Genomic DNA, 15,037 nt, shown 5'->3' with positions numbered 1-15,037 from the left:
TTCCTCAAAAGTCACAGGACCGAATCCCTGCCGCAAACAGGAGTCTTCGAACCGGAGCACGCTCCCATGACCGCGTCTATGATCGATGACGGCCGAATGGATCATGCCAGCCCATCGCCGCAACACTGGGCGACCGGAGGCCGGGTGCGCTGGGTCCTGGTCGCCGACCGCAATCCGTTGCTGCGCGAGGGGCTGCGGCTTTACCTGGAGACGCTGGGCTGGGAGGTCGTGGCGGGCGGCACGATGGAGGAAGGGCTGGCTCTGCTGGCGCGGTCTCCTGCCGCCTTGTCCAGTCCCATCGTTCCCGACCTGATCGTGTTGGGGGAGACCGGACCGGAGTGCCGGGAAGACGGAGGGCCGTGGCCATCCGGCTTCGACCGGCTGACCGCGATGCGCAGTGCCGTCCGCCCTGTCCTGCTGTCCATCGCCGCGGCCAATCACGACCTGATGGTCCGGGCGCGGAACCGCGGCTTCGAAGCCATCCACATCGACATGCCGCCGCTCAATCTGGAGGAATTGCTGCTCGGCTGCGTCCGCCGGATCGAACGGGGATGAGATAAAATCATGGCTTTATAATTTTTCATGAAAATATGAAAAATTTCTTCTCCATGCCGTTCCCCAGGCACGGAAAGCCGGGCTGGATGCTGACGGAAAAAGAGCCGCTGCATCCGGGTTGACAAGAGTGCTGCCTGAGCGGCTTTTCAACCCGACCGGACAGCAAGAGCCCATCCAAGAGAAAGATCTTCCGCAACCATGCTGAAACAAGCCGCTATTCTTGTCGGCGGACGGGGAACGCGGCTTGGGCCGCTGACCGACGACATGCCGAAGCCCCTCCTGCCGGTGGGTGGGCGACCGTTCCTCGGCCATCTGGTCGATGAACTGGCCCGGCAGGGGATCGACGACATCCTGCTGCTGGCCGGCTACCGTGGCGACCGGATGGAAAGCTTTTGTACGGAGATGCAGCGCCCAGGCCTGCGGCTGCGCTGCGTGACGGAGCCGGAGCCGGCTGGCACCGGCGGCGCCCTGCGATTGGTGGCGGATCTGCTGGACGCGCAGTTCCTGCTGCTGAACGGCGATACGCTGTTTGACATCAACCTCAACGACTTTGCGAGCCCGCCCCTGCCGTCCGACGGCAGCGTCGTGGCAAGGATGGCGCTGCGGTGGGTTCCAGATACCGCCCGCTACGGCGCCATCACCCTCGAGAGCGGCCGGGTCACCGCCATGAATGAGAAAGAGCGGACGGGGGAGGGGTTGATCAACGGTGGCCTATATCTGTTCGACCGCCGCGTGATCGACCGTTTGCCGCCGTTGCCCTGCTCCATCGAAACCGGATTGTTGCCTCGGCTGGCGATGGAAGGTGCCGTCGAGGGGCGGGTCTATGACCGCTTCTTCCTGGATATCGGTGTGCCCGACGATTTCGCCTTGGGCCAGAACGCCATTCCCGCCAACCGCCGCCGCAAGGCCGCCTTCTTCGACCGCGACGGCGTGCTGAACGAAGACATCGGCTTCGCCCACCGTCCCGACCAGATCACCTGGATGCCGGGAGCCAGGGAGGCGGTGAAGCGGCTGAACGACGCCGGCTTCCTCGTCTTCGTCGTCACCAACCAGGGCGGGGTCGCCCGTGGCCTGTACAGCGAGGAGCATGTGCGCACCCTGCATCGCTGGATGCAGCAGGAGTTGCGCGCCGTTGGCGCCCATGTCGACGCCTTTTATCACTGCCCGCACCATCCCGATCATGGCGCGCCGCCTTACCGCACCGACTGCAACTGCCGCAAGCCGGAGCCGGGGATGCTGTTGCAGGCGATGGCCGAATGGCCGGTGGAGCCGAAGGGCAGCTTCCTGATCGGCGACCGCGACACCGACGTGCAGGCGGCACAGCGGGCGGGCATCGAGGGAACGCTCTACCGCGGCGGCGACCTCAACGCTGTCGTGGCCGGGATCCTGGCGAGGATGGCGTGAGAGCGTGACGGCTAGGCCAGCCAGCCTTCGAACGACGGCGACAGCCACCGCCACAGCAGGATGCCCGCCGCCAGCCAGAGGGCGACCATGACCCCAGCGGCGGTGACGCTGACCGGCCGGGCGGACCGGCGCGCCGCGGCGGACCGGTGTTCGGCCAGAAGCTCCGGCGGGATCAGCTGGACGACCAGCAGGATGCCGAGCGGCACGATCAGCAGGTCGTCCAGATAGCCCAGCACCGGGATGAAGTCGGGGATCAGGTCGATCGGGCTCAGCGCATAGGCGGCGACCGCCATCGCCAGGACCCGGACGCCCCAGGGGGTGCGCGGGTCGCGCGCCGCCAGATAGACCGCCAGCACGTCGCGCTTGATCGCACGCGCCCATCTCTTTGCCGCCGAGAGCATGATCTGTCCGGCCTATCCCGCCCGCTGGACGGCGGAGGAAAGGGAGGGCGAGCCGGCGAGATGGTATCCCAGCCCCGACAGCCCGTGCAGACCGACGTAAAGCCCGACCGCCAGGATCAAAACGCCGGAGACATAGGGGGCCTGGCGGGCGATGCGGCCGAAGGCGCCCGACCAGCGGCGCTCGGCATGGCGCATCCCCAGCGCTGCGACCACGCCGGCCGACATCAGGGTCAGCGCCAGCCCGATGCTGAAGCACAGCACCAGCACGCCGCCCAGGGCGACCTCCTTCAATTGCAGGCACAGCAGCAGGACGGTGATGGCGGCGGGGCAGGGGATCAGGCCGCCGGTCAGGCCGAACAGGACGATCTGGCCGGTGGTGACCGGCCGCCCGTCGAAGCGGCGACGGATTTCCTCGGCATGCGCCCGCGCGTGCGCATCCTCCGGCTCGTCGTCATGATGGTGGTGACCATGATGATGGCCGTGCTCATGATCGTGCTCATGATCGTGGTGATGGCCGTCATGACGGTGATGGGAGTGCTGCTCCCGCCATGTCCTTGCCATCATCCACAGCGCCACCCCGACGATCAGCACCGCCGAGGCGACCTGGAAATAGGGTTCGGTCGTCGCGGCGTCCCAGCCCTGGCCCAGTTGCAAGCCGGCGAGCGCCACCACCCACACCACCAGCGTGTGCGAAACCGTCGCCGCCAGCCCCAGCAGGACCGCCTGCAACACCGTGCCGCGGATGGCGACGATGAAGGCGGCCATCATGGTCTTCGAATGGCCAGGCTCCAGCCCATGCAGGGCGCCCAGCAGGATGGCGCTGGGAACGAACAGCCAGGCCTGCCCGGCTCCCTGCTGCAACAGGGCGGCGAAATCCGGCATTCCAGCCCCCTTAGAGGTATTTGGTGATCGCCTTGAACTCGGCGACGGAGCGGCGGGCCTCCTCCGGTCCGGCATCGACCGCAGCGTCCAGGCAATGGTCGAGATGGTCGTGGATCAGCAGCTTCTTGGCCTCGCGCACGGCGCTTTCCACCGCGTGGAGCTGCTGCGCGATGTCCAGGCAGGGACGTTCGGCCTCGATCATCTCGATGATGCCGCGCAGGTGACCGTCGGCGCGCTTCAGGCGCTTGACGATGTCGGGATGGGAATGGTGCTTGCTCATGCCCATATCCTATCCCCCCGGAGGGGATAGAGTCAAAGACAAGCTCTTCCCCGACCGGGATGGCGCTTGGGCCGCCACCCCGGTCCGGCAAGGAGATCAGTGGCGGGCGAAGACCTGCGGGCCGCCGGCGGCGCCGAACAGCATGACCTGATAAGGCTGGCCGCTGGCCATATCCATGCCGGGAGCGTCCTGCGGCATGCCAGGGACCGCCAGCCCGCGGGCCTGCGGCCGTTCCGCCAGCAGCCGCGTCACATCCTCGGCCGGCACATGGCCTTCCAGCACATAGCCGCCGACCCGCGCCGTATGGCAGGAGGCGAGATCGTCCGGCACGCCGGCCATCCGCTTCATCGGCGTCACGTCGTCGACGGTGTGGACGGTGACGTCGAAGCCGGCCGCGCGCATGTGCCGCACCCAGCCTTCGCAGCATTCGCAGCTCGCCGCCTTCCAGACCTCCACTGCCGCGTTGCCGGTTGGGACGGCGGCGCGGACCATGCCCGGCAGCCCCACGGACCCGAGGCCGAGCGCCAGGACGGCAAGCGCCGCCCCCCGCATCATCGTCCGCCGCGTCATGCTCATAGAACTTCTCCTAGTAGAATCAATGCCTTGCCCGAAACGGTCACGGGCGGATAGACAGAAGGCGCAGGGCGTTGGCGGTGACCAGCACGGTGGCGCCGGTGTCCGCCAGGATCGCGGGCCACAGCCCGGTGACACCAAGCACGGTGGTAAGCAGGAAGACCGCCTTCAAGCCCAGAGCCAGTGCGATGTTTTGACGTATGTTGGCCATGGTGCGGCGCGACAGCGCCACCAGCGCCGCCACGTCGCCGACCCGGCCGTGCAGGATGGCGGCATCGGCCGTCTCCAGCGCCACGTCGGTGCCGCCGCCCATCGCGATGCCGACATCGGCGGCGGCGAGCGCCGGGGCGTCGTTGATGCCGTCGCCGACCTTCGCCACCCGCTGCCCCTGGGCCTGGAGATCGCGGACGATGCGCAGCTTGTCGTCCGGCAGCAGTTCGGCATGCGCCGCCATCCCCAGCATCCCGGCGACCGCCCCGGCGGTGCGGGCATTGTCGCCGGTCACCATCAGCGAGCGGATGCCGGCGCGCTCCAGCGCCTCGATCCCGCTGCGGGCATCGGGGCGCGGCTCGTCGCGCATGGCGATCAGTCCGGCGGGGATGCCGTCGACCAGCAGCACCGAGACCGTCTTGCCCGCCTCGGCGAAGGCGGCGGCCCGATCCGCCTGTGCCACGCTCAGCGACGATGCGGCGGCCTGGGGCGACAGCAGGGCCAGCAGACGGGCGTCCACCTTGCCAGTCAGGCCGGCACCGGGAAGGGCGGTGACTTCGCCGGCCGCCGACGGGGCGATGCCGCGTTCGGCCGCCGCGGCCAGGATGGCGCGGGCCAGCGGATGGCTCGATCCGGCCTCCAGCGCCGCGGCATCGGCCAGCAACTCCGCCTCGCTGCCCAGCAAGGGGATCAGGTCGGTGACGCGGGGCTTGCCTTCCGTAAGGGTGCCGGTCTTGTCGAAGGCGACGGTGGTGATGCGGCCCAACGCCTCCAGCACGGCGCCGCCCTTCAGCAGCAGCCCGCGCCGCGCCCCGTTCGACAGACCGGCGGCGATGGCCGCCGGGGTGGAGATCACCAGCGCGCAGGGGCAGCCGATCAGCAGCACTGCCAGGGCGCGATAGATCCACTCCGTCCAGTCGCCGCCGGAAAGCAGCGGCGGCACCACGGCGACCAGCGCCGCCACCCCGACGATGCCCGGCGTGTAGAAGCGGGCGAAGCGGTCGATCAGCCGCTCGGTCGGGGCCTTGCTCGCCTGCGCCTCCTCCACCAGCCGGACGATGCGGGCAATGGTGTTGTCGCGCGCCGCGGCGGTGACGCGGACGCGCAGCGCGCCGTCGGCGTTGATGGTGCCGGCGAAGACCTCGTCGCCTTCGGCCTTCGGCTTCGGCACGCTTTCGCCGGTGACGGGGGACTCGTCGACCGCGCTGCGGCCGGACAGCACGACGCCGTCGGCCGCCACCCGGTCGCCCGGCCGCACCAGAATGACCGAGCCCACGGCCAGACCGGTGGCGGGAACGGGATGCGGGGCGCCGCCGTCCCGCTCCAGCAACGCCGTGTCGGGGACCAGCGCGGTCAGGCCGCGGATGCCGGCCCGCGCCCGACCGGCCGCCACCCCTTCCAGCAGTTCGCCGACCAGGAAGAGGACCAGGACCGTCGCCGCCTCCTCCACCGCGCCGATCAAAAGCGCGCCGATGGCGGCGACCGTCATCAGCATCTCGATGGAAAAGGGGGTTCCGGCCCGTGCCGCCGCCAGGGCGCGGCGGGCGACCGGAACCAGCCCGACCAGCAGCGCCAGCGGAAAGGCCCAAGGCTCCGCCGCCGGCACCAGCAGTCCCAGCGCTGTCGCGGCGGCCAGGGCCGCACCGGCCGCCAGGATCAGCCGAGCCTTGCGTCCCCGCCACCAGGGCGCTTCGGACGCATCGTCGTGGCCGTGGGAGTGGCCGTGGGAGTGCCCGTGGGAATGGTCATGGGAATGGGAGTGAGCGTGAGAATGCGGCTGGGCCTCGGCCCCACAGCAGCCCCCGCCGCAGTTTGACGGTCCGGCCTCCACCACCGGATCGGCGGGGATGGCGCCGTAACCGAGGGCCGTCAGCGGACGGACCACCGCATCGACGCCCAGCATGCTCTCATGCGAGACGGTCACCGTCCCGGCGGGCACCGACACCCGCACCTCATGGATCCCCGGCACCCGGCGCAGCGCCGTCTCGATCTTGGCGGCGCAGGAACCGCAATCCATGCCGGAAACCCGGTAGCGGCTGGTGCGCAGGGCGGTGCCGGCCTGCGTTCCGGCCAGAGGATCGGCCATGGGATCGGGAATTGAGTCGGAAATCGGTCCGTGCATGGAAGAAGCTCCTCGATCATGGCCGTTGCCGGCAGCTCTTCCAAAGCCTAGATCCTCCAGTGACTGGAGGATCAAGAGGGAAATGCCGACCATGTCCAGCCTGCCCGCCGCCCCGCCATCCCCCCTGACCATCGGGACGCTCGCCAAGCAGACCGGCGTGAAGATCCCCACCATCCGCTATTACGAGAGCATCGGCCTGCTGCCGGAAGCGTCACGCACCGGCAGCAACCGGCGCACGTACGACGGCAGGTCGGTCCGCCGCCTGCGCTTCATCCGCCATGCCCGCGAGCTGGGGTTCGAGGTGGAGGCGATCCGCCAATTGCTGGCCATGGCCGACGATCCGGGCCAGCCCTGCCGGGAAGCCGACCTGCTGGCCCGCACCCATCTGGCCGAGATCGAGTCCAGGATCGCCCGGCTGGAAGCCCTGCGCGACGAGGTGCGGCGGATGGTGGAGGGCTGCGCCCAGGATCAGGTGCGCAGTTGCCACGTGATCGAGGTGCTGGCCGACCACGCCCACTGCCTGCACGACCGGCACTGAAGCCCTGGCTGCGCTGAAAACCTGGCCGGGACGCAGCGCCGCAACGGGCGGACGCGCCCTATGACCTGCAACCGGTTGCCCGGCGGGCCGCGGTGTTTATAGTCGCATTCATGCAGTGTCGAAACCTTCCGTAACTCCGGCGGGCGCCACAAGGCGGCATGCAGGAGGATCGGATCGCCATGGCGACAGTAAAGGAACAGGCTCGGACATGAGTGGGGGAGCGGCGGCAAAGGCGGACCGGAAGCAGGCGTCATGCTGCGGCTTCTGAAGGAAAACCGCCCGCTCCAGCGCATCGGGGCGCTCGGCATCGGCCTGCTGGCGGCGCTGTGCGGCGGCACCGCGATGGTCCTGGACCGGCTGCATGGCGAGACGGTGACCGAGGCGATGCTGGGCCTGCGCACGCTCAACGCCTCGCTGGCCGAGCAGACGGCGCGCACCATCGAAGGGATCGACCTGACCGTCAGTGGGATCGCCGAACAGCTCCCGCTTGAGAACCGCCGCAGCCCCGAAGCCTTCAGCCAGCTGCGGACGGACCGGCAGGTCTACGAAATCCTGAAGGCCAAGGCGTCCAGCCTGCCGCAGATGGAGGCGCTGAGCCTGATCGCCGCCGACGGCACCCTGGTCAATTTCACCCGCCAGTTCCCGGCTCCGGTACTCGACCTGTCCCAGCGCGACTATTATCTGGCGCTCAAGGATGCCGATCCGGGACGCGCCTATCTCAGCCGGCCGACGCAGAGCCTGGTCACCCGGGAATGGACGCTCTACATCGCGCGGCGCGTGAACGACCCGGACGGCAGGCTGGTCGGTCTGGTCGTCGGGGTCATCCGCCTGTCCTATTTCGAGCAGTTCTACCGCAGCCTCCATGTGACGCCGGGCAGCGGCTTCAGCCTATGGTGGCGCGACGGCATGCTGCTGGCGCGCTTCCCGCCGACGCCGGACAAAATCGGGACCCTCGCCACCGACCCGATCATCGACAGTCAGCTCTCCCAGTCCGGCACCGCCGCGACTACTCTGAAAAATTCGATCGACGGCGCGGACCGCATCCTGTCGGTCCAGCAGCTGCGCAACTACCCGCTGGTGGTCGCGGTCAGCCGGACGCGCGGGGAGATTCTGGCGCGCTGGGAGAGTCAGGCGGTCGTCATCGCCGCCGCCGGGCTGGTCAGCGCGGTGGCGCTCGCCCTGATGCTGTGGGCGATGGCCCGCCAGTTCCTGGCCTACGAGACCGCCAACCGCGCGCTCGGCGAGCGGCGGCAGGCGGTGGAGGCCCGCGACGAGGCGGAGGAGCATGTCCGCCAATTGCAGAAGATGGAGGCGTTGGGCCAACTGACCGGCGGCGTCGCCCACGACTTCAACAACCTGCTCCAGGCGGTGCGCTCCAGCCTGCACATGCTGGAGGCCGGCGGCGAGCTGCGCGGGGCGGAGAGCCGCCGGGCCCTGGAGGTCGCGAGCCAGGCGGTCGACCGCGGCGCCACCCTGACCCAGCATCTGCTGGCCTTCGCCCGCCGCCAGCGGCTGGCTCCGGCGCCGGTCGATCTCGGCGCCCAGGTGTTGGGAATGGCGACGCTGCTGGAGCGCACACTGGGCGGCGCCATTCGCATCCGCATCGACCGCGACGCCGATGTGCCGCCGGCGCTGGTCGATCCCCACCAGTTCGACATCGCCCTGCTGAACCTCGCCATCAACGCCCGCGACGCCATGCCGGACGGCGGCACCCTGACCATCGCCGTCACCAACCTGCGGGTTGGGATGGCGTGCGAGGAGACGTCACCCGCCCTGGAGCCCGGCAGCTATGTCGCCGTGACCGTGCGCGACAGCGGAGCGGGCATGTCACCCGACGTGCTGGCGCGGGCCTGCGAACCCTTCTTCACCACCAAGCCGGTCGGGCAGGGCAGCGGGCTGGGGCTGAGCATGGTGCATGGCCTGACCGCCCAGTCCGGCGGCGGCATCAGGCTGGAAAGCCATCCCGGCCTGGGCACCGCGGTGACGCTGTACCTGCCCCACGCTCCGGTGGAAAGCCCGGCAGAAAGTAAGGTGGCCGTGCCCGGCGGCCCGGCGGCCTCGACCGGAACCGAACCCCTGCCTGTGCCGTCCGCCGCCCTGCGCATCCTGCTGGTCGAGGACGACGCCCTGGTGCGCATGGCGAATGCGGCGGTGCTGGACGAGGCCGGCCTCATGGTGTCGGAGGCCGCCAGCGGCGAGGAGGCCCTGGCCCTGCTGGAGACGGACGAGGGCATCGGCGTGCTGGTCACCGACTTCGCCATGCCCGGCATGACCGGCGCCGACCTGACCCGCCTCGTCCGCCGCCACCGCCCCGGCCTGCCGGTGCTGATCGTCACCGGCTATGCCGAGAAAGCGGTGCTGCAGGATCTGGGGCGTGAGCCCGGCATCCGCATCCTGTCCAAGCCCATCCCGCCGTCGGCCCTGATCGGGCACATCATGACGGCACTGCGGGACCCCCGCGCCGCCATGGGTGCCGACATCGGGTCCTGAGATCGCACACCGGCGTCAGGTGTCCTTCAGGCAAGCCCCCACATGGGTGAAGCGGAAGCGCGCATCGATCGGCACATCGGGAAAGGGCAGCCCATGGCCGTCATGGGCGCTGTCATGCACGAGGCAGCAGCCCTCGATCAGCGGCCAGACGACCCGACCAAGGAAGCGCTGGTCCCCCAAGCGTCCGTCTTCGGCACGGGCGGCAACCTCCACCAGAGGGGCCATCGCCGGCAGAATGCCGGCCCGCCCGCCCCACATGCCGGCCAGCATCAGATCGGTGTGCATGATGTGATCGCGCATGACGTGGAAGGGGAGGCCGGAGGCCAGCCAGGCATCCACTGCGGCCCGCTCCCGGCTGTTCAAACGGGAATCGGCGTCGCGGCACAGGAAATGACTGACCGTCGGGTCGTCGGAGACGAGGAAGCGCCAGAACAGGCCTCGCACCGGTCCGCTGCCCGCTTCCATGGCGACCAGCTCAGCCCCCGCCGCGGCAAGCTCGCCGAGAACGGATGCCGGCACGGACTCGTCATGGTGGATGCGGCAAGTCCAGCCCGGATAGAACTCGGCCGCAAGCCGGACATTCTCCAGCGCGCCCTGCATGTACAGGGATGCGGAGCCCCACAGGCTGAAACTGATGATCCGCCGCGTCCGGCCGTCCTGCGAAGCTGCGGGAACCGGCGCCACTCCGACGCCCTGCTGTCCCTTCCGCGCCGCTTTCGCCTTCCACGTCAGGATGGCACAGGCTTCGCTCGCCGCCTCCGCCATCCGCCCGCAGTGGAAAAGCGTCGCGACGAGGTATTCCTGTGTATCCAGATGATCGGGGGCGAGGGTACCGGCACACCGGAAGGCGGTCGCCGCCTCCGCCATCCGCCCGGCGTTGCAGGCGGCGACCCCGGAATTGTACCAGACGAGGCGCGAGGACGGAGACAGCGCCAGGACGGCGCGGTAAGCCGCCAGGGCGGCCTCCCAGTCCTGCCGGTCGAAGCGGGCATCCGCCAACCCGGTGCGGATGCGGAGATCGCCGGGACGCAAACGCGACGCCTCCATGAAGGCCGCCTCGGCAGCGGTTGGATCGCGGCCGTCCAGGCAACCTGTGCCGTGATCCAGCAGCAGCCCGGACAGCGGCTCGGCAGCCTGCGGCGCCCCCAGGGCATGCGCCCGCCGGTAGGCGTCCATCGCGGCCCCGGTGCGGCCGGCGGCACGCAGCAGATTGCCGTAATTGAGAAGATACTCCGCCGAGTCCGGCCGCCGGGCCACGGCTTCGGCGATCCGGGCCAGCCCTTCCTCCAGCCGTCCGGTCTGGCCCAGCAGGATACCGGACAGATGAAGCGCGTCCGGATATCCCGGCTCGGCCTCCAGCACACGGGCATAGAGGGTTTCCGCCTCGGCAAACCGTCCTGCGGCGTGCAGATCAAACGCCAGAAGAGTCGCTTCGGAGAGGGTGGCCATCGTCTCCTACATAGCCGAGAACAGGCCCCCGATCCAAAACGAAATCCAAAGACGCCTTCCGCGGCGCCTCACCGGTCCTGAAGCGCGAAGCAGCCCTTCCCGGCCGTCTTCAGGGCGGTGCAGGCCGCATCGGCCTTCGTCGCGGCAAAGCCGGTCAGCCGGGCCTTGTAAAGGCCGCCGGAACGCACGACCGCAGGGCTGGTGCCGGCGGCAAGGGCGCCCAGGCGCTTGGCCGTGGCGCGGGCGCTGCTCTGTGCGGCGGCATGGCTGGCGAAGGCGCCGACCTGGATGGACCAGGGACCGCCCGTGGAGGGACCACCGGTGGAAGGGCCGCCGGTGGATTTCGCAGCGGATGGCTTCACCGCGGAGGCGCCCACGCTCACCGCCGTGCTGCGCTGGGCGATCGAGGCGCTGTTCCTGGTGATCAGCAGATCCGGCTGCACGGGCGCCGGCCTGACCGGACTGGTCGGGCGCTTGAAGCCGGCATCCAGCAGGTCGGCAACCCGGTCGTCGCGGGAGTTGGCGCTGTGGCCGCCCATCACCACCGCGATCAGGCGGCGGCCGTCCCGCACCGCCGAGGCGGCGAGGTTGAAGCCGGAGGCGGCGATGTAGCCGGTCTTGATGCCGTCCATGCCGGGGTAGCGCGCCATCAGGCGGTTGTGGCCATAGACCGTGTCGCCCTGCCAGTCGAAGCTGCGGCGCTGGAAATAGGCGTAATGCCGGGCGTGGCCGCGGATCAGCGCGCGGGACAGGATCGCCATGTCGCGCGCCGTCGTCCGCTGCAGCCGGTCGGGCAGGCCCGATGCGTTGCGGAAAACCGTGCGGCGCATGCCGAGCGCGTGGGCACGGGCGGTCATCTTGGCGGCGAAGGCCGTCTCGCTGCCGCCCAGCGCCTCGCCCAGCACCACCGCGACGTCGTTGGCCGAGCGGGTGACCAGCGCCAGGATCGCCTGCTCCACCGTGATGGTGCTGCCGGGAGCCAGCCACAGCCGCGACGGCGGCATCGACGCGGCATGCTGCGACACCACGAGGCTCTGGTCCAGCCGCAGCGAGCCGCGCTCCAGCGCCTCGAAGGTCAGCATCAGCGTCATCATCTTCGTCAGCGATGCCGGATAGGTCAGGGTGTCGGCATTGCGCCCCTGGATGACCTTGCCGCTGCCGGCGTCCATCAGGATCTCCGCGGCGACCGGACCGGAGGTCTTTTTCGCCGCGCGCTTGGCCAAGGCCGGCAGGGGCGTCAGCAGGACCGCGACCAGAACCGTGAGAACGGTCAGGGAGAGCAGCAGCGTCGAGACGCGGGCGAGCGGGTGCATCGTCTCAGGTCTCCCTAGATGCCGGGAAAGGCGGGGCAGGGTGGGACAGGGCAGCAGGCGTCATCCGCCGACCGGGCCGTCGGAAGGGCTGTCGGAAAGGCCATCGGACAAGAGCTTCCGCACCATGGCGCGGAAGGCGTCGACCGCCACCGGCTTGGCCAGTATGCGCATGTTGTGGCCAAGCCCATCCTCGCCGTCGCCCTGCCTGTCGTCCAGGGCTTGAAAGGCATAGCCGGTCAGGAACAACACCTTCAGATCGGGATAGTGCACCTGCGCCGCCTCCGCCAGCTGACGACCGTTCAGGCCGGGCAGCCCGACATCGGTCACCAGCAGATCGACCGGCGGATTTACCCCGGCCTCCCCTTTGGCCCTCGCTTTGGCATCCGTCAGCCGGGCAAGCGCCGAGGTGCCGTCGGCAGCTTCCAGCGTGGTGTAGCCGTCGCTCTCCAGCACCTCCACCAGCAGCATGCGGACCAACTCCTCGTCCTCCACCACCAGCACGGTGCCCCGTCCGGTCCGGCCGGGAGGCCGCGCAGGCACGGCGGCGGGCTCCGTCTGCCCGGTGCAAGCGGCGGCGGCATGATCGCGCGGCAGGTGGAGGTGCACCGCAGTACCGCAGCCGACCGCACTGTCGATGCGGACGAAGCCCCCGGACTGGCGGGCGAAGCCATAGAGCTGGCTCAGCCCCAGGCCGGTGCCCTGGCCGATCGGCTTGGTGGTGAAGAAGGGTTCGAAAACGCGGGCCAGCACGTCGGGCGGCATGCCGGTCCCGCTGTCGCGCACGGTCAGCACCGCATAGTCGCCGGCCTCCACCCCGGGATCGTTGACGAGGTCGGCCGGTGCGAAAGCGGCGTTGGCGGTCTCAACCGTCACGCATCCGCCCTCCGGCATGGCGTCGCGCGCGTTGATCACCAGGTTCAGCAGGGCGCTTTCGATCTGGTTCACGTCGGCATGGACCGGCCACAGCGGCTCCCCCAGCCGCCGCTCCAGCCGGATCTGCTCGCCCACCGAGCGGCCCAGCAGGTCCCACAGCCCGGCCACCAGCGCGTTCAGGTCGACGCGCTCCGGCTTCAGCGGCTGGCGCCGGGCGAAGGCCAGCAGGCGCCGGGTCAGGGTGGCGGCCCGGTCCACCGCGGCGCGGGCGGTGGCGGTGAAGGGGGCGATGTCGCTGCGCCCGGCCGACAGCCGCTGATCGATCAGCTCCAGGCTGCTGCCGATCGCCTGCAGCAGGTTGTTGAAGTCATGGGCGACTCCGCCGGTCAGCTGGCCGACCGCCTCCATCTTCTGCGCCTGGGCCAGGGCCTCGCGCGCCTCATCCAGCGCCTGCTGGGCTTTGCGGCGTTCGGTGATGTCGCGGGTGATCTTGGCGAAGCCGCGCAAGGTCCCGGTCTCGTCATGGATGGGGTCGATGACGACGCTGGCCCAGAAGCGGGTGCCGTCCTTGCGCAGACGCCAGCCCTCCGCCTCGAACTTGCCCTCCGACAGGGCGGTGGCGAGTGCACGCTGCGGCACGCCGGCGGCGCGGTCCTCCGGCGTGTAGAAACTGGAGAAATGCCGACCGATGATTTCATCGGCGGCGTAGCCCTTCATCCGGGCCGCCCCCGCATTCCAGCTGCGGATGACGCCGGTGGGATCGAGCATGAAGATCGCATAGTCGACCACGCTCTGGACCAGCAGGCGGAACTGCCGTTCGCCGGAGATGGGTTCCCAGGCGGGCGCGACACGTTCATCCTTCATAACAACGACTTTCCGGAACACGGGGGAAGGTGAGAAACGGGAAGTCCGATGATCCCCGTTCGACGCCGCCGGGGTCAATAACCCAATGCGAATAGTCAGGTATTATTACGGCGCATCACGCGGGATGTTCCGGGATTAATCCGGCGCGATTTGAGGGCCGACAAATTCGCGGGGGAATTTAAAGTCAGTGAGAAAAAATGGCCAAAAGGAGAAAGGGGCGGGGCGGCGGACCGCCCCGCAAGATCCCTTTGGCTCAGGCTCAGCGCGGAGCCAGCACCATGACCATCATGCGGCCTTCGACCCGGGGCATCTGCTCGACCTTGGCGATGTCCTGGAGCTGGTCGCGCACGCGGACGAGCACGTTCAGACCGAGATCCTGGTGCGCCATCTCGCGACCGCGGAAGCGCATGGTCATCTTGACCTTGTCGCCTTCCTCGATAAAGCGAATGGCGGAGCGCATCTTCACGTCGTAATCGTGATCGTCGATGTTCGGCCGAAGTTTGATTTCCTTCAGCTCGATGATCTTCTGCTTCTTCCGCGCCTCGTTGGCCTTCTTCTGCTCCTCGAAACGGAACTTGCCGTAATCGAGGATCTTGCAGACAGGCGGATCCGCCTGGGGCGCGACTTCGACGAGATCGAGGTCGGCATCTGCGGCGGCTTCCAGCGCTTGGCGGAGCGGCACCACGCCGACCATCTCGCCGTCGGCGCCGACGAGGCGGACCATACGGGCGGTGATTTCACGGTTGAGGCGCGGGCCTTCGCGGACGGGGTCCGCGTCGTAGAGCTTGGCTATGGTGATCTCCTGTGGTCGTGGATGGGTAGAAAGGGACGAGCCCGGGCCGATAGGATCAGCCCAGGATGTCGAGCACAATCTGCCGCAGTTCGCCTCGGGTCAAGCCGGACGGCTCAGGCTTGGAGCGAAAATCGGGCTTTTTGCTCTCAACTGCGGCGAATTGGCCAGCGGAGAGGCGGGTGGAGGCCCGCTGGACCGGCGCAAAGGCGGGCTGGGCGGCAAAATGGCCGGCGGTCTGCGAAAGGGCGGAAACGATCGGGGTCGTCATGAAAATCCTCCAGGCCGGATGG

At 69.1% G+C, this 15,037-nt stretch carries 14 protein-coding genes; 4 read left to right on the top strand and 10 right to left on the bottom strand.

Annotated elements, in window-relative coordinates; all coding sequences use genetic code 11:
* Positions 1 to 66 precede the first annotated feature (66 nt).
* Positions 67 to 555 (top strand): hypothetical protein, encoded by a 489-nt coding sequence (locus ABNQ38_RS07160; RefSeq protein ID WP_377806439.1) that lies wholly within the window; start codon positions 67 to 69, stop codon positions 553 to 555.
* A gap of 198 nt (positions 556 to 753) precedes the next feature.
* Complete coding sequence (locus ABNQ38_RS07155; protein WP_377806438.1) at positions 754 to 1,959, top strand: HAD-IIIA family hydrolase; 1,206 nt, start codon at positions 754 to 756, stop codon at positions 1,957 to 1,959.
* An 11-nt stretch (positions 1,960 to 1,970) separates the two neighbouring features.
* Here the strand turns inward: ABNQ38_RS07155 and ABNQ38_RS07150 are convergent, their stop codons facing one another.
* The 5 genes from ABNQ38_RS07150 to ABNQ38_RS07130 all read right to left on the bottom strand — a co-directional run bounded on the left by ABNQ38_RS07150 (position 1,971) and on the right by ABNQ38_RS07130 (position 6,391).
* Positions 1,971 to 2,360 carry a YkvA family protein gene (locus ABNQ38_RS07150; protein ID WP_377806437.1) on the bottom strand — a complete coding sequence of 130 codons (390 nt, stop codon included), beginning with the start codon at positions 2,358 to 2,360 and terminating at the stop codon, positions 1,971 to 1,973.
* 12 nt (positions 2,361 to 2,372) lie between these two features.
* Positions 2,373 to 3,242, bottom strand: coding sequence for a nickel/cobalt efflux transporter (locus ABNQ38_RS07145; RefSeq protein ID WP_377806436.1), 870 nt, complete (start codon positions 3,240 to 3,242; stop codon positions 2,373 to 2,375).
* Positions 3,243 to 3,252: 10 nt separating this feature from the next.
* Complete coding sequence (locus tag ABNQ38_RS07140) at positions 3,253 to 3,522, bottom strand: metal-sensing transcriptional repressor (protein ID WP_377806435.1); 270 nt, start codon at positions 3,520 to 3,522, stop codon at positions 3,253 to 3,255.
* Between the two features lie 96 nt (positions 3,523 to 3,618).
* On the bottom strand, positions 3,619 to 4,098 hold the full coding sequence (locus tag ABNQ38_RS07135) for a DUF411 domain-containing protein (protein WP_174475211.1): 480 nt from the start codon (positions 4,096 to 4,098) through the stop codon (positions 3,619 to 3,621).
* A 40-nt stretch (positions 4,099 to 4,138) separates the two neighbouring features.
* Positions 4,139 to 6,391: a heavy metal translocating P-type ATPase gene (locus tag ABNQ38_RS07130; RefSeq protein WP_377806479.1), complete on the bottom strand. Its 2,253-nt coding sequence runs from the start codon at positions 6,389 to 6,391 to the stop codon at positions 4,139 to 4,141.
* Between the two features lie 127 nt (positions 6,392 to 6,518).
* Here ABNQ38_RS07130 and ABNQ38_RS07125 point away from each other — a divergent pair, with 127 nt between their 5' ends.
* A complete protein-coding gene (locus tag ABNQ38_RS07125; protein ID WP_377806434.1) occupies positions 6,519 to 6,965 on the top strand; it encodes a helix-turn-helix domain-containing protein in 447 nt (148 codons plus the stop codon).
* Positions 6,966 to 7,217: 252 nt separating this feature from the next.
* Entirely contained in the window at positions 7,218 to 9,455 is a 2,238-nt protein-coding gene (locus ABNQ38_RS07120) for a response regulator (protein WP_377806433.1), read from the top strand.
* Between the two features lie 15 nt (positions 9,456 to 9,470).
* Here the strand turns inward: ABNQ38_RS07120 and ABNQ38_RS07115 are convergent, their stop codons facing one another.
* From ABNQ38_RS07115 to ABNQ38_RS07095, 5 genes are all read right to left on the bottom strand, one after another.
* Positions 9,471 to 10,904 carry a tetratricopeptide repeat protein gene (locus ABNQ38_RS07115; RefSeq protein ID WP_377806432.1) on the bottom strand — a complete coding sequence of 478 codons (1,434 nt, stop codon included), beginning with the start codon at positions 10,902 to 10,904 and terminating at the stop codon, positions 9,471 to 9,473.
* Between the two features lie 68 nt (positions 10,905 to 10,972).
* Positions 10,973 to 12,217, bottom strand: coding sequence for a D-alanyl-D-alanine carboxypeptidase family protein (locus ABNQ38_RS07110; RefSeq protein WP_377806431.1), 1,245 nt, complete (start codon positions 12,215 to 12,217; stop codon positions 10,973 to 10,975).
* 60 nt (positions 12,218 to 12,277) lie between these two features.
* A complete protein-coding gene (locus ABNQ38_RS07105) occupies positions 12,278 to 13,954 on the bottom strand; it encodes a PAS domain S-box protein (RefSeq protein WP_377806430.1) in 1,677 nt (558 codons plus the stop codon).
* A gap of 259 nt (positions 13,955 to 14,213) precedes the next feature.
* On the bottom strand, positions 14,214 to 14,747 hold the full coding sequence (infC, locus tag ABNQ38_RS07100; RefSeq protein WP_081506050.1) for a translation initiation factor IF-3: 534 nt from the start codon (positions 14,745 to 14,747) through the stop codon (positions 14,214 to 14,216).
* A 55-nt stretch (positions 14,748 to 14,802) separates the two neighbouring features.
* A complete protein-coding gene (locus tag ABNQ38_RS07095) occupies positions 14,803 to 15,015 on the bottom strand; it encodes a hypothetical protein (protein WP_377806429.1) in 213 nt (70 codons plus the stop codon).
* Between the last annotated feature and the right edge of the window lie 22 nt (positions 15,016 to 15,037).

It is taken from the genome of Azospirillum sp. A29 (assembly GCF_042604625.1).
Lineage (GTDB): Bacteria > Pseudomonadota > Alphaproteobacteria > Azospirillales > Azospirillaceae > Azospirillum > Azospirillum palustre.
The sequence above is the reverse complement of the archived record's forward strand: the minus strand, read 5'-3'. Positions and strand labels throughout refer to the sequence as shown.

Bases quoted from the DNA above. Each gene is read 5' to 3' on its own strand.
- ABNQ38_RS07160 (WP_377806439.1), top strand. From the start codon at position 67: ATGACCGCGTCTATGATCGATGACGGCCGAATGGATCATGCCAGCCCA.
- ABNQ38_RS07155 (WP_377806438.1), top strand. From the start codon at position 754: ATGCTGAAACAAGCCGCTATTCTTGTCGGCGGACGGGGAACGCGGCTT.
- ABNQ38_RS07150 (WP_377806437.1), bottom strand. From the start codon at position 2,360: ATGCTCTCGGCGGCAAAGAGATGGGCGCGTGCGATCAAGCGCGACGTG.
- ABNQ38_RS07145 (WP_377806436.1), bottom strand. From the start codon at position 3,242: ATGCCGGATTTCGCCGCCCTGTTGCAGCAGGGAGCCGGGCAGGCCTGG.
- ABNQ38_RS07140 (WP_377806435.1), bottom strand. From the start codon at position 3,522: ATGAGCAAGCACCATTCCCATCCCGACATCGTCAAGCGCCTGAAGCGC.
- ABNQ38_RS07135 (WP_174475211.1), bottom strand. From the start codon at position 4,098: ATGAGCATGACGCGGCGGACGATGATGCGGGGGGCGGCGCTTGCCGTC.
- ABNQ38_RS07130 (WP_377806479.1), bottom strand. From the start codon at position 6,391: ATGGCCGATCCTCTGGCCGGAACGCAGGCCGGCACCGCCCTGCGCACC.
- ABNQ38_RS07125 (WP_377806434.1), top strand. From the start codon at position 6,519: ATGTCCAGCCTGCCCGCCGCCCCGCCATCCCCCCTGACCATCGGGACG.
- ABNQ38_RS07120 (WP_377806433.1), top strand. From the start codon at position 7,218: ATGCTGCGGCTTCTGAAGGAAAACCGCCCGCTCCAGCGCATCGGGGCG.
- ABNQ38_RS07115 (WP_377806432.1), bottom strand. From the start codon at position 10,904: ATGGCCACCCTCTCCGAAGCGACTCTTCTGGCGTTTGATCTGCACGCC.
- ABNQ38_RS07110 (WP_377806431.1), bottom strand. From the start codon at position 12,217: ATGCACCCGCTCGCCCGCGTCTCGACGCTGCTGCTCTCCCTGACCGTT.
- ABNQ38_RS07105 (WP_377806430.1), bottom strand. From the start codon at position 13,954: ATGAAGGATGAACGTGTCGCGCCCGCCTGGGAACCCATCTCCGGCGAA.
- ABNQ38_RS07095 (WP_377806429.1), bottom strand. From the start codon at position 15,015: ATGACGACCCCGATCGTTTCCGCCCTTTCGCAGACCGCCGGCCATTTT.